At 65.7% G+C, this 20,528-nt stretch carries 19 protein-coding genes; 12 read left to right on the top strand and 7 right to left on the bottom strand.

Going from position 1 to position 20,528, the window contains the following annotated elements:
- The first annotated feature begins 9 nt into the window (after window positions 1–9).
- The 5 genes from ACQR0W_RS03705 (at window position 10) to ACQR0W_RS03685 (ending at window position 5,299) form a co-directional block, all read left to right on the top strand.
- A complete protein-coding gene (locus tag ACQR0W_RS03705) occupies window positions 10–1,212 on the top strand; it encodes an ABC transporter substrate-binding protein (RefSeq protein WP_315752083.1) in 1,203 nt (400 codons plus the stop codon).
- A gap of 182 nt (window positions 1,213–1,394) precedes the next feature.
- Window positions 1,395–3,278 carry an ABC transporter permease gene (locus ACQR0W_RS03700; protein WP_316171887.1) on the top strand — a complete coding sequence of 628 codons (1,884 nt, stop codon included), beginning with the start codon at window positions 1,395–1,397 and terminating at the stop codon, window positions 3,276–3,278.
- Window positions 3,278–4,069, top strand: coding sequence for an ABC transporter ATP-binding protein (locus ACQR0W_RS03695; protein WP_316171888.1), 792 nt, complete (start codon window positions 3,278–3,280; stop codon window positions 4,067–4,069). Before ACQR0W_RS03700 ends, ACQR0W_RS03695 begins: the two co-directional genes overlap by 1 nt.
- Window positions 4,066–4,770 carry an ABC transporter ATP-binding protein gene (locus tag ACQR0W_RS03690; RefSeq protein WP_315715507.1) on the top strand — a complete coding sequence of 235 codons (705 nt, stop codon included), beginning with the start codon at window positions 4,066–4,068 and terminating at the stop codon, window positions 4,768–4,770. Before ACQR0W_RS03695 ends, ACQR0W_RS03690 begins: the two co-directional genes overlap by 4 nt.
- A gap of 13 nt (window positions 4,771–4,783) precedes the next feature.
- Complete coding sequence (locus ACQR0W_RS03685; protein WP_315752079.1) at window positions 4,784–5,299, top strand: MarR family winged helix-turn-helix transcriptional regulator; 516 nt, start codon at window positions 4,784–4,786, stop codon at window positions 5,297–5,299.
- Between the two features lie 147 nt (window positions 5,300–5,446).
- On the opposite strand, the gene ACQR0W_RS03680 is transcribed toward ACQR0W_RS03685, so the two are convergent.
- Window positions 5,447–6,643: an amidohydrolase family protein gene (locus ACQR0W_RS03680; RefSeq protein ID WP_315752147.1), complete on the bottom strand. Its 1,197-nt coding sequence runs from the start codon at window positions 6,641–6,643 to the stop codon at window positions 5,447–5,449.
- Window positions 6,644–6,974: 331 nt separating this feature from the next.
- Between ACQR0W_RS03680 and ACQR0W_RS03675 the strand changes: the two genes are divergently transcribed.
- The 3 genes from ACQR0W_RS03675 to ACQR0W_RS03665 all read left to right on the top strand — a co-directional run bounded on the left by ACQR0W_RS03675 (window position 6,975) and on the right by ACQR0W_RS03665 (window position 9,608).
- Window positions 6,975–7,856 carry an aldose 1-epimerase family protein gene (locus ACQR0W_RS03675; RefSeq protein ID WP_316171890.1) on the top strand — a complete coding sequence of 294 codons (882 nt, stop codon included), beginning with the start codon at window positions 6,975–6,977 and terminating at the stop codon, window positions 7,854–7,856.
- A gap of 317 nt (window positions 7,857–8,173) precedes the next feature.
- Entirely contained in the window at window positions 8,174–8,593 is a 420-nt protein-coding gene (locus ACQR0W_RS03670; protein ID WP_316171891.1) for a hypothetical protein, read from the top strand.
- 193 nt (window positions 8,594–8,786) lie between these two features.
- A complete protein-coding gene (locus tag ACQR0W_RS03665) occupies window positions 8,787–9,608 on the top strand; it encodes an aldo/keto reductase (protein ID WP_315715511.1) in 822 nt (273 codons plus the stop codon).
- A gap of 91 nt (window positions 9,609–9,699) precedes the next feature.
- Here ACQR0W_RS03665 and ACQR0W_RS03660 read toward each other — a convergent pair whose 3' ends face one another.
- Together ACQR0W_RS03660 and ACQR0W_RS03655 are read right to left on the bottom strand one after the other, a co-directional pair.
- Entirely contained in the window at window positions 9,700–9,927 is a 228-nt protein-coding gene (locus ACQR0W_RS03660) for a hypothetical protein (RefSeq protein ID WP_315715512.1), read from the bottom strand.
- A 144-nt stretch (window positions 9,928–10,071) separates the two neighbouring features.
- Window positions 10,072–10,518, bottom strand: a complete 447-nt coding sequence (locus tag ACQR0W_RS03655) for a hypothetical protein (protein WP_315752075.1) — start codon at window positions 10,516–10,518, stop codon at window positions 10,072–10,074.
- Window positions 10,519–10,693: 175 nt separating this feature from the next.
- On the opposite strand from ACQR0W_RS03655, the gene ACQR0W_RS03650 reads away from it, so the two are divergent.
- Complete coding sequence (locus ACQR0W_RS03650) at window positions 10,694–11,974, top strand: amidohydrolase/deacetylase family metallohydrolase (protein WP_315828073.1); 1,281 nt, start codon at window positions 10,694–10,696, stop codon at window positions 11,972–11,974.
- An 11-nt stretch (window positions 11,975–11,985) separates the two neighbouring features.
- On the opposite strand, the gene ACQR0W_RS03645 is transcribed toward ACQR0W_RS03650, so the two are convergent.
- The gene (locus tag ACQR0W_RS03645; RefSeq protein WP_316171892.1) at window positions 11,986–13,224 is read right to left on the bottom strand and encodes a PLP-dependent aminotransferase family protein; all 1,239 of its coding nucleotides are present in this window, start codon (window positions 13,222–13,224) and stop codon (window positions 11,986–11,988) included.
- 176 nt (window positions 13,225–13,400) lie between these two features.
- Here ACQR0W_RS03645 and ribB point away from each other — a divergent pair, with 176 nt between their 5' ends.
- The 3 genes from ribB (at window position 13,401) to ACQR0W_RS03630 (ending at window position 16,865) form a co-directional block, all read left to right on the top strand.
- Window positions 13,401–14,477, top strand: a complete 1,077-nt coding sequence (gene ribB / locus ACQR0W_RS03640) for a 3,4-dihydroxy-2-butanone-4-phosphate synthase (protein ID WP_316171893.1) — start codon at window positions 13,401–13,403, stop codon at window positions 14,475–14,477.
- A gap of 64 nt (window positions 14,478–14,541) precedes the next feature.
- Complete coding sequence (locus ACQR0W_RS03635; protein ID WP_315715517.1) at window positions 14,542–15,756, top strand: acyl-CoA dehydrogenase; 1,215 nt, start codon at window positions 14,542–14,544, stop codon at window positions 15,754–15,756.
- Window positions 15,757–15,947: 191 nt separating this feature from the next.
- Window positions 15,948–16,865, top strand: a complete 918-nt coding sequence (locus ACQR0W_RS03630) for an MBL fold metallo-hydrolase (protein WP_316171894.1) — start codon at window positions 15,948–15,950, stop codon at window positions 16,863–16,865.
- Between the two features lie 66 nt (window positions 16,866–16,931).
- On the opposite strand, the gene ACQR0W_RS03625 is transcribed toward ACQR0W_RS03630, so the two are convergent.
- The 3 genes from ACQR0W_RS03625 to ACQR0W_RS03615 all read right to left on the bottom strand — a co-directional run bounded on the left by ACQR0W_RS03625 (window position 16,932) and on the right by ACQR0W_RS03615 (window position 20,476).
- Window positions 16,932–17,792, bottom strand: a complete 861-nt coding sequence (locus ACQR0W_RS03625; RefSeq protein ID WP_315715519.1) for a DUF1499 domain-containing protein — start codon at window positions 17,790–17,792, stop codon at window positions 16,932–16,934.
- Window positions 17,793–17,925: 133 nt separating this feature from the next.
- On the bottom strand, window positions 17,926–19,143 hold the full coding sequence (locus ACQR0W_RS03620) for an MFS transporter (RefSeq protein ID WP_316171895.1): 1,218 nt from the start codon (window positions 19,141–19,143) through the stop codon (window positions 17,926–17,928).
- Between the two features lie 127 nt (window positions 19,144–19,270).
- Window positions 19,271–20,476: an ABC transporter substrate-binding protein gene (locus ACQR0W_RS03615; RefSeq protein ID WP_316171896.1), complete on the bottom strand. Its 1,206-nt coding sequence runs from the start codon at window positions 20,474–20,476 to the stop codon at window positions 19,271–19,273.
- Between the last annotated feature and the right edge of the window lie 52 nt (window positions 20,477–20,528).

Here is a 20,528-nt window from a genome sequence, read left to right as displayed (position 1 = left end):
GCTGAAGGGATGCGACGGAGAACGATGCTTGCGGCAGGCCTGGGCCTTGCCGTCGCGGGATTGACGGGCGCGGCGCGCGCCGAGGACGTCATCAAGATCGGCGAGATCAACAGCTATTCGCTGCTGCCGGCCTTCACCGAGCCCTATCGCAAGGGCTGGCAGCTCGCGGTCGAGGAGATCAATGCGGCCGGCGGCATCAACGGCAAGAAGCTCGTCGTCGTCTCCAAGGACGACAGCGGCAAGCCGGCTGACGCGCAGACCGCAGCCAACGAGCTGGTGTCGAGCGAGAACGTGGCGATGCTCGCCGGTACGTTCCTGTCGAACATCGGCCTCGCCGTCAGCGACTTCGCCAACCAGAAGAAAGTTTTCTTCCTGGCGGCAGAGCCGCTGACCGACGCCATCACCTGGGCGAAGGGCAACAAATACACCTTCCGCCTGCGTCCGTCGAACTACATGCAGGCGGCGATGCTGGTGGAGGAGGCCGCCAAGCTTCCCGCCAAGCGCTGGGCCACCATTGCGCCGAACTATGAATATGGCCAGTCGGCCGTCGCGGTGTTCAAGAAGCTCTTGTCGGAGAAACGGCCCGACATCCAGTGGGTGGACGAGCAGTGGCCGCCGCAGGGCAAGATCGACGCCGGTCCGGTGGTGCAGGCCGTCGCCGCCGCCAATCCGGAGGCGATCCTCAACGTCACCTTCGGCGCCGATCTCGTGAAGCTGGTCCGCGAGGGCAACACCCGCGGCCTGTTCAAGGACCGCAAGGTCGTCAGCTTCCTGACCGGCGAGCCGGAATATCTCGATCCGCTCAAGGAGGAGACGCCCGAGGGCTGGATCGTCACCGGCTATCCCTGGTATTCGATCAAGACGCCCGAGCACGACGCGTTCCTGAAGGCGTATCAGGCCAAATATAACGACTATCCGCGGCTTGGTTCGATCGTCGGCTACCAGACCATCAAGTCGGCAGCCGCCATCCTCGCCAAGGCCGGCTCGACCGATACCGACAAGCTGATCGCCGCGGCCGAGGGACTGTCGGTGCCGTCGCCCTTCGGTGAAATCACGTTCCGCAAGATCGATCACCAGTCGACGCTCGGCGCTTACGTCGGCAAGACTGCGCTGAAGGACGGCAAGGGCATCATGGTCGACGCCGTCTATCGCAAGGGCTCGGACTACCTGCCTGGTGACGCGGAGGTCGGCAAGCTCCGGCCGAAGGACTGATCCACACGATCCTGCTTCTCCCTCTCCCGCAGGGGGAGAGCGGGCGGGGTGAGGGAATACGACGCCTGATCTGCAGGTTCGGGCCGAGATCCCTCACCCCACGCTTGCTCGCCAGCTCTCTGAGGGAGCGCCGAGCGCAAACGCGGCTCATCGATTCGACGATCTCCTCACGCGGACCGCCCATGGCCTTCTATTTCGTCCAGTTCCTGACCGGCCTTGCCAGTGCAGCCTCGCTGTTCCTGGTGGCGTCGGGACTGTCGATCATCTTCGGCGTCACCCGCATCGTGAATTTCGCCCATGGCGCGTTCTACATGCTCGGCGCCTATGTGGCCTTTTCGCTCACTGAGAGGCTGTCCGGTCCGCTCGGCTTCTGGGGCGGCATCGTCGTGGCAGCGCTCGCGGTCGCGGCCGTCGGCGTGCTCGTCGAGATCGTGCTGCTGCGCCGGATCTATCACGCGCCGGAGCTGTTCCAGCTGCTCGCGACCTTCGGCTTGACGCTGATGGTCGAGGATCTCGTTGTGCTGATATGGGGGCCGGACGACCTGGTCGGCCGCCGCGCGCCAGGATTGAAAGGTGCGGTCGATTTCTTCGGCCAGAACATTCCGAGCTACGACCTGTTCCTGATCGCGCTCGGTCCGATCGTGCTCGGGGTGCTGTGGTTGCTGTTCCAGCGCACCCGCTGGGGCATCCTGGTGCGCGCGGCGACGCAGGACCGCGACATGGTGGCCGCGCTCGGCGTCAACCAGAAATGGCTGTTCACCTCGGTGTTTGCGGTCGGCGTCTTCCTGGCCGCGCTCGGCGGCGCCCTGCAGATCCCGCGTGACGCGGTCCATCACGCGATGGATCTGCGCATCATCGTCGAGGTGTTCGTGGTCGTCGTGATCGGCGGCCTCGGCAGCATCCTCGGCGCCTTCGTTGCCGCCGTGCTGGTGTCCGAATTGAATGCGTTCGGCATTCTCATTTTTCCGACGATCTCGCTGATCCTGGTGTTCCTGGTGATGGCCGTGGTTCTGGTGGTCCGTCCCTGGGGCCTGTTCGGCAAGAAGGAGGCGCCGGCGCGCCGCACGCCGGGCCTCACCGTCATTCCCTGGCGCCCGCTGAGCTCGGTCGAGCGGCTGGCGTCCCTCGTCGCTCTGGCGCTGGCGGCGATGCTGCCCTTCATCGCCGGCAACTACGCGCTGACCGTGGGCGCCGAGATCGCGATCTTCGTGATCTTCGCGGCGTCGCTGCATTTCCTGATGGCGGTCGGCGGGCTCGCCTCGTTTGGTCACGCCGCCTATTTCGGCCTCGGCGCCTATGGCGTCGCCTTCCTCGCCAAGATGGTGGGGCTGCCGATGATCGTCTGCCTTTTGCTGGGCCCGCTGCTCGGCGCGCTCGGCGCAGCCGTGTTTGGTGCTTTCGCGGTCCAGCTCTCCGGCGTCTACTTCGCGATGCTGACGCTGGCGTTCGCCCAGATCGTTTGGTCGATCGCGTTCCAATGGGTGGCCGTGACCGGCGGCGACAATGGCATTCTCGGTCTCTGGCCGGAGAAATGGGCCGCGTCGCCGTCGCACTTCTACTGGCTCGCGCTCGGCGTCTCCGCGTTCGTCGTCAGCGTGCTGCGCCTGATCACCTTCTCGCCGTTCGGCTACGCCTTGCGCGGCATGCGCGACTCGCCGCTGCGCAGCGAGTCGATCGGCATCAACGGCAAGCGCATCCAGTGGACCGCTTTCATCATCGCCGGCACCACGGCCGGCATCGGCGGCGCGCTGTTCGCGTATCTGAAAGGTAGCGTCTTTCCCGACAATATGGGCATCTCGCTCTCGGTCGATGCGCTCGTGATGGTGTTGCTCGGCGGCGTCGAGACGGTGCCCGGCGCGATCTTCGGCGCCATCGTCTACAAGGCGCTCAACATCTGGCTGGTCAGCCAGACCGACTGGTCGAAGCTCGTGCTCGGCATCTTCATCGTGCTGATCGTGGTGGTGTTCCCGAAAGGCATCGTGGGCGTGGTCGAAACCGTCATGCATCGGCGCCGCGCAGTGTCCCCCAAGGGGGCTTCGCTGTCGGCCAAGATGGAGGGCGCATAATGAGTCTCGGCGTGTCGATGCTCTCGGTCGAAGGCCTGTCTAAATCCTATGGCGGCATTCACGCCGTCCGCAACGTGTCGTTCACGCTGCGGGCCGGCGAGATCCTGGCGCTGATCGGCCCGAACGGCGCGGGGAAAAGCACCTGCTTCGACATGCTCAACGGCCAGAACGTGCCGGACAGCGGCCGCATCACGGTGATGGGGCAGGAGACCACCGGGCGCAAGCCGCGCGAGGTCTGGCGGCTCGGGGTCGGCCGCACCTTCCAGATTACCGCGACCTATCCGACCATGACGGTGCGTGAGAACATCCAGGTCGCGCTGGTCTCGCATCACCGCCGTCTGTTCGATTTCTGGAGCCCGATGCTTGGCATCGAGCGCGACGAAGCCGATCGCCTGCTCGATCTCGTCGGCATGGCCGGCTATGCCGAGCGTCCCTGCGGCGAGCTCGCCTATGGCGACCTCAAGCGGCTGGAGCTTGCGATCGCGCTCGCCAACCAGCCGAAGCTGCTGCTCATGGACGAGCCGACCGCCGGAATGGCGCCGCGCGAGCGTGTCGAGCTGATGCGGCTGACGGCTGGAATCGCGCGTGAGCAGTCGATCGGCGTCCTCTTTACGGAGCACGACATGGACGTGGTATTCGAGCATGCGGACCGCATTCTCGTGCTCAATCGCGGCAGCCTCATTGCCGAGGGATCGCCAGCCGAGGTGCGCGCCAACCGGGAGGTGCAGGCGATCTATCTCGGCGAAGGCCTGCTGTATGATGCCGATCATCGCGAGGGAGCTCCGGCATGAAGCTGTCCGTCGCCAGTCTCAACAGCCACTATGGTCCGGCGCATATCCTGTTCGACATCGGCCTCGAGGTCGGCGAGGGCGAGGTGGTGGCACTGCTCGGGCGCAACGGCGCTGGCAAATCGACGACGTTCCGCTCGATCGTCGGCTTGGTCGAGCTGCGCGAGGGCCAGATCATGTTCGAGGGCAAGGACATCTCGTCCGCGCCGACCCATGAGATCGTCCGCGCCGGCCTCGGCTATGTTCCGGAAGAGCGCCGCATCTTCACCGAGCTGACGGTGGAGGAAAACCTCGAGGTCGGTCGGCAGAAGCCGCGGCCCAATGCGCCGCAATGGACGCGCGAGAAACTCTATCAGTTGTTTCCCAATCTCGGCGAGATGAAGAACCGCCCGGGTGGCCGCATGAGCGGCGGCGAGCAGCAGATGCTCACCATCGCCCGTACCCTGATGGGCAATCCGTCGCTGGTGCTGCTCGACGAGCCATCGGAGGGTTTGTCGCCGAAGATCGTCGAGCAGATGGTCGATGCGATCCTGACCATGAAGAAGGAAGGCGTCTCGCTGGTCGTCTCCGAGCAGAACCTGCATTTCGCCAAGCTGATCTCGGACCGCGCCTATATCATCGAGCGCGGCCGCATCTGCTTCTCCGGCACCATGGCCGAGCTCGACGCGCGGCCCGACATCCGCGACGCGCATCTGTCGATCTGAGGCGAGGGAAGATATGGCCAAGAGCGCCACGCTGAAGCGATCGGCAAGGACCGCAACGAAGACCGCGCCGAAGCCGCAGGCAAAGGCCGCTGCGAAGGCCACGGCCAAAGCGGCGAAATCAAATTACGTGCTCGACGATCAGATCGGCTTCATCCTGCGTCAAGTCTGGCAGCGCCACACGATGATCTTCGCGCGCGACATCGGCAGCAACCTGACGCCGACGCAATGGGCGGCACTGTCGAAGCTGGTCGAAACCGGGCCGTGCTCGCAGAACCAGCTCGGACGGTTCACGGCGATGGATGTCGCGACGATCAAAGGTGTGATCGACCGGCTGACCGCGCGCGGTCTCACCGAAACCAGCCCGGACCCGCAGGATGGTCGCAGGCTGCTCGTCAGCCTGACCCGCGCCGGCCAGCAGCTCGCGGAGAAGACCGCACCGCTCGCGCTGGCGATCTCCAAGGAGACACTGGCGCCGCTCGATGCCAAGGAACGCGAGACGCTGCTGGGGTTGTTGAGCCGGCTGCGGTAGCCCTTCCTCCACGTCATTCCGGGGCGTCGCGAAGCGACGAACCCGGAATCCCGAGCTGAGGGAAAGAACAGCGCCGGCCAATCTCGGGATTCCGGGTTCGCCCTTTGGGCGCCCCGGAATGACTGTGTATGCCGCTTTACGACGATATTACTTCGCCACGATCTCCGGGATCTTCGTGGCCGGCGGCGTGTTGCGGCTGCGCTGGGTGCGGACGATGCCGTCGATGATGGTCATGCCGATACCCGGGAGATCGCCGAGCTGGACGCTGTCGAGCAAGGTCGTGGCCGGCGAGTGCTGCGCCTTGTCCATGATGACGAAGTCGGCGGAGCGGCCGATCTCAATCAGGCCGCAGTCGAGCTCGCGCATCCGCGCCGTGTTGCCGGTAGCGAAGCAGAACGCGATCTCGGCGGGGACGTCGCCGAGCGACGACAGCAGCGACACCATGCGCAGGATGCCGAGCGGCTGCACGCCGGAGCCGGCCGGCGCGTCGGTGCCGAGGATGACGCGGTGGAGATCGTTCATCTCGCGTGCGGTGCGCAGGGTGAACAGCGCCGAGCGCTCATTGCCGTTGTGCACCAGCTCGAGCCCCGCCTTGCAGCCCTCGCATATGCAGCGGATCTGATCGTCGGGCAGGGCGGTGTGGCCGCCATTGATGTGTCCGATGACGTCGGTGCCGGCCTCCAGCACGACGTCCTTGTCGATCAGGCCGGAGCCGGGGATCGACGGACCGCCGGTGTGAATGGTGCTCTGGATGCCGTATTTGCGCGCCCAGCCGACCATCTTGCGCGCGGTCGGGCCGTCCTTGACGCCGCCGAGGCCGACCTCGCCGAGCAGCTTGACGCCGGCCGCCGCGAGCTCCTTGAAATCGTCCTCGACCATCTCGCATTCGATCACCGGCGCGCCGGCATGCACCTTCACACCGCCGGGGCGGAGCGTCCAGAATGCGCGCTGCGCGAAGATCGCCATCGCCTTCAGGCCGACCACGTCGCGCGGGCGACCGGGCATGTGCACCTCGCCGGCGGAGATCATCGTGGTGACGCCACCATGCAGATAGGAGTCGATCCAGTTGGTCTGGTTCTGCCGCGGCGTCCAGTCGCCGGCGACCGGATGAACATGGCTGTCGATCAGGCCTGGCGCCACCGTCGTGCCATGGGCATCGACGATGGTCGTCGCGCCTTCGGTGTCGACGTCCTTGAAGCGGCCGATGCCCGTGATCTTGCCGTTCTCGGCGACGATCGTGTCGGCGTCCAGGATGGGCCGTTCCAGTGCGCCGGACAGCATCAGGCCGATGTTGCGGATGACCAGCTTGCTGGGACCGGTTGCTTGCGGCGCGTCATGGGCCATCGGGATATCCTTCTTTCCTGGCAAGGCATTTGCGGCAGTTTGCGCCTGCACGCGGCGCAGCATCAAGCCGGTTTCGGTCATTCGTACACGAATGATCAGGTCCGGCAAGCTGCGGCCTGCACGAAGATTTGGCGCGGGTTGCCTACCCTTCAGACACAGCGCGGGCCCTATGAGCGCGGCGACATCCTCGGCTTCGGTCGCGTGTTCGACATTCCCGTCCCCTGTGCTTGTGGCGGTGGTCTACGCGCAGGTGAGGAACCGCACCCCTGGACGTTGCCGCCGCAATCCGGCATCACCTCGTGCGATCTTTTTGCGACGTGGGTGACGGCAGATGAGCGACGACCTCCACATGATCGGAGCGGGCGGCATCACCGCCTCGGTCAAGGCTGATGGCGCCGAGCTGTGCTCGTTGAAGACGGCCGGGGGCCTGGAGTTGCTCTGGCAGGCCGGAGCCGTCTGGCCGCGCCATGCGCCATGGTTGTTTCCGATCGTCGGCCGACTCAAGAATGACCAGCTCCACCACCGCGGCCGGACCTATCCGATGACCCAGCACGGCTTCGCCCGCGACCTGCGATTCACCTGGCTGGAGCGCGGGGCCGAGTCGTGCGTGTTGCAGCTGACCGACGACGAGACGACGCAGGCGCACTATCCGTTCGCCTTCCGTCTCACGGTGAGCTACCGGATCACCGCTGATGCGCTGGACGTGGCGGTCGAGATTGCCAACCCCGGCGCGGAGGTTCTGCCAGCCTCGTTCGGATGCCATCCCGCCTTCAACTGGCCGCTGCTCCCCGGCCAGCCGAAGGAGAGCTATCGGCTGATCTTTGCAGAGCCGGAGCCGGCGCCGATCCGCCGTCTGACAGGAGGTTTGCTGCGCGAGCGGCCGGAGCCCTCACCGATCGAGGGGCGCGTTCTCCCGTTGAGCGAACGTCTGTTCGACGACGATGCCGTGATCCTCGATCAGCCGGCCAGCCGTTCGGTTCGCCTCGTCGGAACCACAGGACCGGCGCTTGAGTTAACTTGGGATCATTTTCGTCAGCTTGGAATCTGGTCGAAGCCCGGCGGCGTGCCGTTCCTGTGCATCGAGCCGTGGCGCGGTTTCGCCAGTCCGCTCGATTTCGACGGCGAGTTTGCCGCCAAGCCCGGCGTCATGCACATCGCCCCGGACTCTGCAGAGACGCTGCGATGCCGCATCCGGGTCGACGGATTGGTATGACTAATGCTCGCAGCGCCCATTTGCGTGCACAGCGGTAACTGTGACTCGCAGTTTTGGGCCTGGAAATGACGGCGCCGTGACCTACATCAGAGACGAGCGCGGAACTTTGGCTATGATACGTCGAACGACCGGCGGTCGGTGGGCGCTTTCTCCGAACTGATAACGGTCGATCATCGAACATGACGTGCGGCGTGATGTCAGGCGCTCTTAGCTGGCTCTTGCAGCCGGGCAGCGCTGCGAGTTCGCCATCAGCCGGCGTGCAGAGATCTCGCGGCGGGGGCGCGTAAGTGGCGTTACGCGGGGAACGGGAGGATGGGATGGTGTTGAGAGCTGTTATCGGCACGATTACATGCGCCGTGTTGCTCACGGCGAGCGATGCTGTGGCGGGGGCCTATCAGCCGGGTGACTTCCTCAAGCTTGATCTGTCGAAGGCCGTGTTGTCGCCGGAGCCGCTCGGCCCCGAGGCGCATTTCGAACCTGTGCCTATCGAAGCCAAATCAGATCGACCTGCGGTCGCCGTCCGTTCCGCGATCGACCCGGACGAGCGCTTCGCCATCCCGCGCGCCATCGCCAGCCGGCGCGCTCATGGCACCAGGACGGCCGAGCGGCCCCGCGGCGGCGCCCGCACCAAGCTCGTCCATCGGCGCGACAATCCGCTCGACGCGCAGGCGATGGATACGCGCATTCAGACCTGGCCGTGCCGGCCTGGCAGCGGCGGCATCTGTAACTGGCGCTGATCGGCGGGGCTACCCCGCGCGCCTGTTGCGTTCAGGAACCTCGCTCCCGACATCTTGATTGAGGCGGATGCCGGCTCGCTTGAACTCGCAAGCGGAGCAAAGGCAAGTTGAACGCTTCCCGCCAAGGTCTTGATGTTTCGAGGCTGCCGCCGGCGTTTGCTGGCGAATGGCTCGCGCGATTCCAGGAGATTTCATGAACGCCATCGACACCCAGGGTATCCGTCTGCCCAAGCTCGGGCTCGGCACCTTTCGCATGCAGGGCACTGTCTGCCGCGAGGCCGTCGAGAGCGCGCTTGCGCTCGGCTACCGCCACATCGACACCGCCGAGATGTATGCCAACGAGGATGCGATCGGTGCTGCACTTGCGGCAACAAATCTGCCGCGCGCCGAATTGCACGTCACCACCAAGGTCTGGCCGGAGAACCTCGCGCCGGACGCGATCCGTCGCGCATTCGACACGAGTCTGAGGAAGCTCAGACTGGAGTTCGTCGATCTCTATCTCATCCACTGGCCGGCCAAGGGGATGAACCTGCCGGCCGCGCTGGAGACGCTGTTGAAGCTGAAGGAGGAGGGGCGTACGCGCGCGATCGGCGTCGCCAACTTCACCGTCGCGCTGCTGAAACAGGCGGTGGAGGACGTCGAGGCACCTGTTGCCTGCAATCAGGTCGAGTATCATGTGATGCTCGACCAGTCGAAGCTGATGGCCTACATGGCGAGCCGGTCGATTCCCCTGGTGGCGTATTGCCCGCTGGCGCAGGGACGCGCCGCCGCCGACGAGACGCTGGGGGCCATCGGCAGGAGGCATGGCGCGAGCGCCGCCCAGGTCGCACTGAAATGGCTGTTGGACCAGGATGGGGTGGCGGCGATCCCCAAGGCCGCGCGTCCGGAAAGTCAGCGTGCGAACTGGGATGCGATGAAGCTTCAACTCGATGATGAGGATCGTGCCACCATCGCGTCCCTCCCGAAGGACAAGCGCTTCGTCAATCCGGCCTTTGCGCCGGAATGGGACCGCTGACCACCACGCGGAGCCCTGCGAGAACGGACGTCAGAACGAACGCCACAGAAAATGGCCCCTCTCGGGGCCATTGCTGTGTCGAAGTTGCAGATCAGTCGCGCCGGATGATCACGGTGCGATCGTGATGGCGGTGGAACGGCCGGACATAGCGGTGAGGCCGGTACTCACGATGCATGCGGTATTCGGCGTGGGACCGATCCCAGCCGTGGTGGTAGTGATGGCCGCCACGCTTGATGACCACCGTCTCGGCGTTGGCGATCGACGGTGCCGCGAGCGCGACGACCGCAAGGGAAGCGAGCGCGAGAGCGATTTTCTTCATGTTGTCCTCCAGAATGAAAGTGCGGGATCAACTTGAAGTGTGAAAGAACGTTCCGCAGGAACTTCCACGAAGTTGCTGAATACACGTTCAGATTTGGTCTTCACGCTCGCGGGCGAACCGTGGCGTCCCCTCGAGCCTGCCGCGTCAGTCGCACTTCCTGAGCGCTGGCGTCGGCTTGCCGTTGGCGACGAAGCGGCCGTCACGAATGGTGTAGCTGTCGTCCTCGCCGCGATTGAACGCGGAGCGGATGTTGCCGTCGGCGGTCCGGGTGATCCCGTTCTCTCGCGTCTGGCGCGCTTTGGGCAGCACGATCGAGAGCACCAGCGTCTGGTCCGCCTCGACGCGTGCGCTCGCCACCTGGTTGACGTCGGACGGATCGTGGTCACGACGATAGATCAGGTGACCATCGTCAGTGACTTCGTAGGAGATGATGGCGCCGCGGCCCTTGACCGCGGGTGCGCTGCAGTCGGCGGCCCAGGTTCCGATCAGGCCCCAGGTCCGAGCAACCTCGACGGTGTCGTCGGCCCGGGCGGCAGACGCTGATGATGCGCAGAGGACGATTGCGATGAGAGGGCGGGAGATCGAAATCATGCGGTCTCGCGGGGATGACTGCCGTGACATCTTAATGCACTGCGTCAATGGCGCAATGACAGACCCGCGCCGAGATCGTTGGCACAAAGTCTCATTCTTTCCGGGCCGGCCTTGCTGGCGAGGGGGACAAGGCGCATCCTCCCCGCAACTACAAACAAGCGTGGGGAGGCTGACCATGTCTGCGCTGTCGCGCCGCAAATTCCTGCTGTCGTCCGGAGCGGCCGCCATGGCCGCGCTATCGGGTCCTGCCGGCGCCGCGGTGGGGCCGGCCGACAAGTTCGATCTGGTGATCAAGGGCGGCGACGTGATCGATCCAAGCCAGTCGCTCCGAGCCAAGCGCGACATCGGGATCCGCTGGGGCGTCGTCGAAGCGGTCGAGCCCGAGATACCGGCCGAGCGGGCGCTGCGGTCGATCGACGCCAACGGCCGGTTGGTGACGCCGGGCCTCATCGACCTCCACAGTCATGTCTATCCCTATGGCTCGGCGATTGGGATCCCGCCCGACGAACTGGTGCAATTCCAGGGCACCACGACGGTCGTCTCGGCCGGCGACGCCGGCGTCAACAATCTTGCTGCGTTGCGCCGCTTCATCGCCGCCCAGTCGCGGGCCCGCATCTACGCCTTCGTCCACATCGCCAACAACGGCCTGTCGGCGTTTCCGGTGGCCGAGCTCTACAACATCGACAATGCGCAGGTAGACGCCTGCGCCATGGCGCTGGCGGAGAACCCGGACTTCCTGCTCGGGGTCAAGGTGCGGATGTCGGAGAACGTGATCTTCAAGCATGGGCTCGAGCCGCTGAAGCGCGGCATCAAGGCCTGCGAGCTGTGCGGCTGGCCTGCGCGGATGATGGTGCATATCGGTGGGGTCGAGACCGGCGAGTTGATGTCGCAGATCCTGGACCTGCTGCGCCCCGGCGACATCCTGACCCATGCCTATTCCGGCGCGCCGAATATGGGCGGCGCCTTCACCAACATCGTCCAGGACGGCAAGCTGCTGCCCGCGGCGCTCGCCGCCAAGCAGCGCGGCGTGCTGTTCGATGTCGGCCATGGCGGCGGCAGCTTCGATTTCACCGTGGCCGAGGTCGCGATCCCCGGCGGCTGCGGCCCGGACACCATCTCCTCCGACATCCATGTATTCTCCGGCAACAGCCCGGGCATGCCGTTCCTGCCCAACGTGATGGCGAAATTCATCGCTATGGGATTTTCGTTGGAGCAGGTGGTGAGCATGGCCACCTCCGCGCCGGCCAAGATCATCAACCGTGCGCCGAAGATCGGCAGCTTGCAGGTTGGCGCGCCGGCCGACGTCGCAATCATGGACCTGGTCGAGGGGCCCGTCAGCTTCGTCGATACCCGCGGCAACAAGCGCGAGGGCAAGCTGCAGCTCAAGCCGGTGCAGACGGTGATCAATGGCGTGCCGTTCGGGCGGCCCTACCAGTCGCCCTTTTCGGTGCGGTGAGCAGCGCGCGATCACTCGATCGCGCGCGTCCGCTCCACATTGGATGAGCGCAATGGGACGCCGAACTCCTCCCGGCAGACGTCGGCGAGGATTGCGATGCCCTCGCGGATCTCCTGATGCGAGGGGCTGGCGAAGCACAGCCGCAGGCGGCTACGCGCATGCGCGGCGTCGGTGGACCATTCCGGTCCCGGATTGATCGAGACGCCGCGTTTGAGCGCTGCCTGTGACAGCTTCATCGCGTCAACCTGGTCCGGTAGCTTGACCCAGAGGAAGATCCCGCCCCTGGGCGGCGCGAACTCGGCCGCGGTGCCGAACTCGGCGTTGAGCGCCTCGATCAGGGTGTCCAGCTTGGCGCGCAGTCCCCGCACCAACTGCGGCACGTGGGTCGCGAAATGCGGCCTGCAATATTCCGCGAGCACCATCTGCTCCAGCGCACCCGAGCCGGCATCGGTCTTGAGGGACAGCAGCACCGACATGATCTCCCAGGGGGCGACCAGGAAGCCGACCCGCAACGCCGGCGCGACCGACTTCGAGAACGATCCGAGGTGGATCACACCGCCATGGTCGGACATGCCGTGGATCGCGCGGGGCCGTTTGCCGTCCCAGATTAGGTCGGCGTAGCAGTCGTCCTCGAACACCGGTACGCCATAAGCGCGCGACAGCCACAGCAGCTCGGCCCGCCGGCTTTCCGGCATGATGGTGCCGGTCGGGTTCTGCACCGTCGGAATGGTATAGATGTATTTCGGCCGGATGCCGCGATCCCTTAGATCGGCCAGCACCGTCGCCAGCGCATCCGTTCGCATGCCGTCCTGGTCGAGCGGGATGCCGATGACCTTGACGCCCAGTCGTGCCAGCCGCGTCAGCGTGCCCTGGTAATTGTCCTGTTCGACCAGCACGGTGTCGCCGCGCGTGAGCAGCGCCTGGTTGACGAGGTCGAGGCCCTGCAGCGAGCCGGACAGGATCATGATGTCGTCGGCGCGTGCCGACATGCCCGCGTCCCGCGTCAGCTTGGCGGCAAGAAAGTCCCGCAGCGGCCGGTAGCCTTGAGGCCCGTGCGCGAGGCCGTAGGTGGCGAGCGCGCGTCCCTCGCGGGCGAGCACGGCGTCGGCGGCCGCGCGCAAGCCCTCCACGGGCACGGCATCGGCGTCGTTGTTGCCGCCGACGAAGCTGTATTTTGCGAGTCCCGTCCAGCGCGCGGCGGGTGCGGGCAGGCCGGGGCTGAGGAGGGGGGCAAAATCGAATGCGGCCATGAGGCGCGGCTCCCTTGTTCTCGATTTGAGGCGACTTTAAACAGATACCAGGGCGCTTGTCCTGGCAGGGCCGGTCCTTTTCCCGGGGGAAGGCGACCTTCGAGCGGCGGTTCCGCCGCTCTGGCGCGCGCCTGCGATCCCGGCTAAAGCAGCCCGGAAAAGCAGCGAGACTTGCAATGGCCGACTCGATCCAGGAAGTTCTGTACGCCTTCACCAAGGGCGAGATGGTCGTCGTGACCGATGACGACGACCGCGAAGGCGAGGGCGATCTCATCGTCGCCGCCTCGCTCTGCACGCCCGACAAGATGGCGTTCATCATTCGCCATACCTCCGGCATCGTCTGCGCGCCGATCACCGCCGACGACGCGCGGCGGCTGCGGCTCGACCCGATGGTCGCGCACAATGATTCCAACCACACCACGGCCTTCACCGTTTCGATCGACTACAAGCCGGACGGTGGCACCGGAATCTCGGCCGAAGAGCGCGCCTCCTGCTGTCGTGCGCTCGCCAACCCGAATGCCGGTGCCGCTGATTTCGCGCGCCCCGGCCATATCTTCCCGTTGATCGCGCGTGACGGCGGCGTGCTGCTGCGCTCCGGCCACACCGAGGCGGCGGTCGATCTCTGCAAGCTCGCCGGGCTCCCGCCGGTCGGCGTCATCTCCGAGTTGATGAACGACGACGGCACGGTCATGAAAGGCGAGCAGGTCGTTCGTTTCGCCGCGGCCCACAATCTCAAGCATGTCACCATCGCCGATCTGATCTCGTACCGGCAGGCGCGCGAGAAGCTGATCGAACGGGTGTCGACCTTCACGACCGACAGCCCGATCGGGCCGCTGCAGGGCTTCGCCTACCGCTCGCCGTTCGATCCGATCACCCACGCCGCGTTCGTCTATAACGGCATCGGCGACGGCAAGAACGTGCTGACGCGGCTGCACAAGCCCAACATCGTGAAGGATCTGATCGCAGGTCCGCAGCGTATCCAGGCGGTGCTGCAGCACTTCAAGCGGGCCGGTCGCGGCGTGCTGATCTATCTGCGCGACGGCGCGGCCGGCGTTCCCGTCGAGCCGGTCGAAGAGCCGCATACCGCGGAGGCCGATCGCCACCGGCAGTGGCGCGAGGTCGGCGTCGGTGCGCAGATCCTGCGTGATCTCGGCGTGACCTCGATCCGGAACCTGACGTCGTCGGTCCATGACTACAAGGGCCTGTCGGGTTTCGGCATCGAGATCGTCGCCAACGAGCGGCTTGAAGGCTGAACTTCCAGGATTTAACCTCTCAACTGCTGCGACCCGTGCGCAGCGAGACGCGAAAGGACCATTCATGAGCGCGCGCCCTCAGGCAAAGGACAAGCCGGCCCAGTCGAGCTTCCAGTGGGACGATCCCTTCCTGCTGGACGATCAGCTGACCGAGGACGAGCGCATGGTGCGTGACACCGCGCGCGCCTACGCCCAGGACAAGCTGCTGCCGCGCGTGACCAAGGCCTATCTCGAGGAGAAGACCGACCGCGAGATCTTCAACGAGATGGGCGAGCTCGGCCTGATCGGCATCACCCTGCCGGAGGAATATGGCTGCGCCAATGCGAGCTACGTCGCCTATGGCCTCGTGGCACGCGAGATCGAGCGCGTCGATTCCGGCTACCGCTCGATGAACTCGGTGCAGTCCTCGCTGGTGATGTATCCGATCTATGCCTATGGCGACGAGAGCCAGCGCAAGAAATATCTGCCGAAGCTCGCCAGCGGCGAGTGGGTCGGCTGCTTCGGCCTGACCGAGCCGGATGCCGGCTCCGATCCGGCCGGCATGAAGACCCGCGCCGAGAAGGTGGCCGACGGCTATCGCCTGACCGGCAGCAAGATGTGGATCTCGAACGCGCCGATCGCCGACGTGTTCGTGGTGTGGGCCAAGTCGGCCGCGCATGACAACCAGATCCGTGGCTTCATCCTCGAGAAGGGCATGAAGGGCCTGTCGGCGCCGAAGATCGGCGGCAAGCTCTCCTTGCGCGCCTCGATCACCGGCGAGGTCGTGATGGACGGCGTGGTGGTGCCGGAGAGCGCGCTGCTGCCCAACGTGTCCGGCCTCAAGGGGCCGTTCGGCTGCCTCAACCGCGCCCGCTACGGCATCTCCTGGGGTGTGCTCGGCGCCGCCGAGGATTGCATGCATCGCGCCCGCCAGTACACGCTCGACCGCAAGCAGTTCGGCAAGCCGCTGGCTGCCACGCAGCTGGTCCAGAAGAAGCTCGCCGACATGGAGACCGAGATCGCGCTCGGCCTGCAGGCCTCGCTTCGCGTCGGCCGCCTGATGGACGAGGGCAAGATGGCCCCGGAGATGATCTCGATCGTCAAGCGCAACAATTGCGGCAAGGCGCTCGACATCGCCCGCGTCGCGCGCGACATGCACGGCGGCAACGGCATCTCGATCGAGTATCAGGTGATGCGCCATGCCGCCAACCTCGAGACGGTCAATACCTACGAGGGCACGCACGACGTCCACGCGCTGATCCTCGGCCGCGCCATCACCGGCATTCAGGCGTTTTTCTAATTCGCCTGGTCGTTCTCAGGGGAGGGGCCTTGAGTCCTGAACTGTCATCGTCCGCAAAGGCGGACGATCCAGTACGCCGAGACGACAGTGTTCAGCCGAGAAGTGACGGAGTACTGGATACCCCGCTTTCGCGGGGTATGACGGCGGAAAGTGGGGCAGGCGATCTACCCCTTGCACAGGGAAGGCACGCCATGGCCGAGAATGACGACGTCCCGTTCAACCGCAACTTCCCGCTTCGGGCGGGCGTCGTCGAGCAGGTCCGCCCGGGCATTCGCCGCGTCCTCTGCAACAATCCGAGTCCGTTCACCTTCACCGGCACGGTCAGCTACATCGTGGGCACCGGCAACGTCGCGATCATCGATCCGGGTCCGGACAACGAGGCCCATGCGCAGGCGCTGCTCGATGCCATCAGAGGCGAGACCGTCACGCACATCCTGGTGACGCACACGCATCGCGATCACTCGCCGAACACCGGCCGGCTGAAGGCCGCGACCGGTGCCACCGTCTATGCCGAGGGCCCGCATCGCGCCTCGCGGCCGCGCTACGAGAGTGAGAAGCACAGTCCGGAATCCGGCGTCGACCGCGACTTTGCGCCGGATGTCACCGTTGCTGACGGCGATGTGATCGAAGGGCGGGGCTGGCGGGTCGAGGCCGTGGCGACGCCGGGCCATACGGCCAACCATCTCGCCTTCGCCTGGGCCGAGCGCAGCACCACCTTCGTCGGCGATCACGTTATGGGCTGGGCGACGTCGATCGTGGCGCCGCCCGATGGTTCGATGGTCGACTACATGGCTTCGCTGGAGCGGCTCGCCGCGCGGCCCGAGGAGCTGTATTTCTCAGGTCACGGTCCGGAAATTCCGGAGGGACCGCGCTACACGCGCTTCCTGATGCGCCACCGCCAGGCCCGAGAGGCCTCGATCCTGCATCGCCTCGCCAAGGGCGAGGCCGACATCCCGACCATGGTGCGCGCGATCTATATCGGCATCGATCCACGGCTCACCACCGCGGCCGGCTATTCCGTGCTGGCCCATCTGGAAGACCTCGTCGCCCGCGGCGTGGTCGCGACGGAAGGTGATCCGGTGATCGGCGGGACGTATCGGCTGGTGTAGCGAATAGCGAGTAGGGGAAGAGTGCGAGCCGGGAAGACTTCGTTCCCTATTCGCCATTCGCCCCGCTCACTTCTTCACCGTCTTCGCATTGCCCTTCGCCGCCACCGGCGGCGGCGTGACCTTCTTCACCGGCTTCTGCGCCTCGGCCTCGCCGGCGTTGGACAGGTCCTCGATCAGCTTGGTCACGCGCGCGGCATTGCTGCCGATATCTGACTCGAAATAGCGCGAGGCGGAGCGGACGTCGACGCGGGAATCCTCGCCGTCGGGCTGGATGCGGATCGAGATGTCCTCGCGGAAGCCCATGATCGGCGTACGTGCGACCGCCTCGATGCGGCCGACGCGGCGCGGCGGCTGTGGCGCGCGTTCGTCGACCACGAACCATTTGCGCCGGTTGACCAGCTTCAGGGCGATCGCGTAGGCGCGATCGGGCGGCAGCTCGATCTGCACCGGCTCGATGTCCGGATAGAATTTCTGCTGCTGCTCGGCTGAATACAGCCCGGCATAGACGGCCGTGTTGGTGCCGTCGCCGTTGCGGAGCGGCGCCAAAGCCTCGAAGCGCGGCGGATCGATCGGGTCGGTGGTGATGTCGTAGATCTTCGGCAGCTTGCGGTACTGGAGCGCGAGGTAGGCCGGATAGGCCAGCACCACCGCATCGATCATGAAGGCGAGCAGGATCCGGCTCATGCCGCGGCTGCCGTTGCGCCAGATCGCGACGAAGGCGGCAAGCCCGAGCAGGATCGACAGCACGGCGAGCCCCAGCGCGCCGAAGAACGTCGCCAGCGCCGGCTTCATCTCCAGAAAATCGAAGCGCAGGATCAGGATCGAGACCAGCACGGCGACGACCGAGAACACCGCCAGATTGCGGGTCCAGGTCGCGAGGCTGGAGATCGGCTCCGACAGATAGGGGGCGTGAAACCTGCGTGCCATCGTGTCAGGAACTGCCGGGGTTGGGCCGCTGCCTGCGTTGCCGGGCGGCCGGATCACCCCGTGTGAGACCACGCGGATGGCGTAAATTCAAGAGGCGTTTGGCCCGGAGAAGGCGGTTGATGCGGAGACCGCGTCAGGCGGCTCGGTCTGGGCGGCTGCGCAACGCCGTCAGCATCAACAGGACGGTTGCGATTGAGAAGGCTGCGCCGGTCGTGAACGTCGCCTGCGACCCATAGGCGTGCCACAGCGATCCCGCCAGCAGGCTCGCGACCAGCAGCGCAGCGCCGGTCACAAGGTTGAACAGGCCGAACGCGGTGCCGCGCAGATCCGGCGGGGCGGTATCGGCGACCATTGCCGACAGCAGCCCCTGCGACAGCCCGAGGTAGAGGCCCCACAGCGCGACGCCGATCGCGGTGCCGATCAGGCCGGGCACGAAGGCCAGCGTCAGGTCGGCGGCTGTCAGCACCACGAGGCCGCAGGTCAGCACGTTGTTGCGGCCGATGCGGTCGGAGAGGATGCCGGCGGGCATGGCGACGCCGGCATAGATCAGGTTCATCAGCACGTAGACCAATGGGATCAGGGCGAGAGCGAGGCCGTCGGCCTGCGCCTTCAGCACCAGGAACGCCTCGCTGAAGCGGGCCAACGCGAACACCGCGCCGGTGGCGACCACGATCCAATAGGCCGATGGCAGCCGGCGCAGCTCGCGCGCATGGACCGGCCAGTCCCGGCGCGCCGCAGGCGCGGTCTGCGCCGGCTCGCGCAGGCCGAACAGGATCAGCAGCACGGCAAGCGTGGCCGGCAGCGCCGACCACCAGAACACCGCCCGGAAGTCGTCGGCGTAGAGCGCCATCAGCGCCACGGCGAGGAGGGGACCGGCAAAGGCGCCGATCGTGTCGAGCGCCTGGCGCAGGCCGTAGCTCGCGCCGCGGATGCCTTCCGGCGTGACGTCGGCGATCAGCGCGTCGCGCGGCGCCTCGCGGATGCCCTTGCCGATGCGGTCGACGAAGCGCGCCGCGAGGATCTGCCATGATGTGCTGGCGAGCGGAAACACCGGCTTGGTCAATGCCGCCAGCCCATAGCCGATTGCGACCAGCAGCTTGCGCTTGCCAATGCGGTCGGACAGTGCGCCGGAGAATACCTTGGTGATTGCGGCGGTCGCCTCGGACACGCCTTCGATCAGGCCGATGGTCACCGTGGAGGCGCCGACCACGGTCGCGAGGAAGACCGGCAGCAGCGCATGGATCAGCTCCGAGGAGATATCCATCAGGAGCGATACCAGCCCGAGCGTCAGCACCGTCGACGGTATGTCGCGCCATGTCGTGGACGCTGGGAGGCGCGCTCTTGAACTCATGCCCACCTTCTAGATGCGGTCCGGCATGCCCGCCTTGCGCCACGTCAACGCCACGGCGGCACGCAACGCCACGGCCCCGCCAAAGGGGAGGGGCCGCGGCTGTCTTGGTCAGGCTTGCGCCGGATGCTCAGTGCGAATGCACCAGCGGGCAGGCGGACTCCGAAAGCTTGCCGAACGCCTCCTCACCGGACATCGTCTGGATCAGCTTGTAGTAGTCCCAGGGGTACTTCGACTCCTCCGGCTTCTTGACCTGCATGATGTACATCTCATGCTCCATCAGGCCGTCGGCGCGGATCTTGCCGTTCGACGTGAACATGTCGTCGATCTTCATATTGCGCAGCTGGTCCATGACCTTGTCGGACTCGGTGGTGCCGGCCGCCTTCACGGCATTGAGATAGGTGATCGTCGCCGAGTAGTAGGCGGCCTGGTTCATGGTCGGCTCGCGCTTGGTCTTTTCGTAGTAGCGCTTCGCGAAGGCGCGCGTCTTGTCGTTGAGGTCCCAATACCAGCCGGTGGTGAGATAGAGACCCTGCGCGGTCTTCAGGCCGAGACTGTGGATGTCGCTGATGAAGGCGAGCAGCGCCGCCGGCTTCATCGTCTTGGCGATGCCGAATTCATCCGCGGCCTTGATCGAGTTCGTGAAGTCGTTGCCGGCATTGGCGAGGCCCAGAACCTGCGCGCCCGAGCCCTGCGCCTGCAGCAGATAGCTGGAGAAGTCCGACGTGGAGAGCGGCACGCGGACCGCTCCGACCACCTTGCCGCCATTGGCCTCGACCACCTTGGACGCGGCTTCCTGCAACTGGGTGCCGAAGGCGTAGTCGGCGGTCAGGAAGAACCAGCTCTTGCCGCCCTGGCTGACCATGGTCTTGGCGGTGCCGTTGGCGAGCGAGGTCGTATCGTAGGCGTAGTGGACGGTGTAGGGCGTGCAGTCCTTGCCGGTCAGCGAGGCGCCGGCGGCACCGATCGCGATGAACGGTATTTTCTTCTCCTTGGCGGCGTTGGCCATCGCGAGGCTGACGCCCGTGTTGGAGCCGCCGAGGATCATGGTGACCCCATCGCGATCGGCCCACTCGCGCAACTTCTGGGCGCCGACGTCCGGCTTGTTCTGATGATCGCTCTCCATGAACTCGATCTTGTTGCCGAGCACGCTGCCGCCGAAATCCTCGATCGCCATCTTTGCAGCCTCGACCCCGCCCGGCCCGATCACGTCGGCATAGAGCCCGGACATGTCGTCGATGTCGCCGATCACGACCTTGTTGCCAGCGGCGTGCGCGGCTGTGGCGGCCAGTGATGCTCCCAGCAGCCAGGGCAGCAGGCGGGTTGATTTTCGCATGGTGGCGTTCCCTCGTTTTTTATGGTGCCGGACCTTAGGAACGCGCCCATGG

Source organism: Bradyrhizobium sp. HKCCYLRH1034, from assembly GCF_051168375.1.
Lineage (GTDB): Bacteria > Pseudomonadota > Alphaproteobacteria > Rhizobiales > Xanthobacteraceae > Bradyrhizobium.
This window is presented reverse-complemented; position numbering and strand designations above follow the sequence as displayed.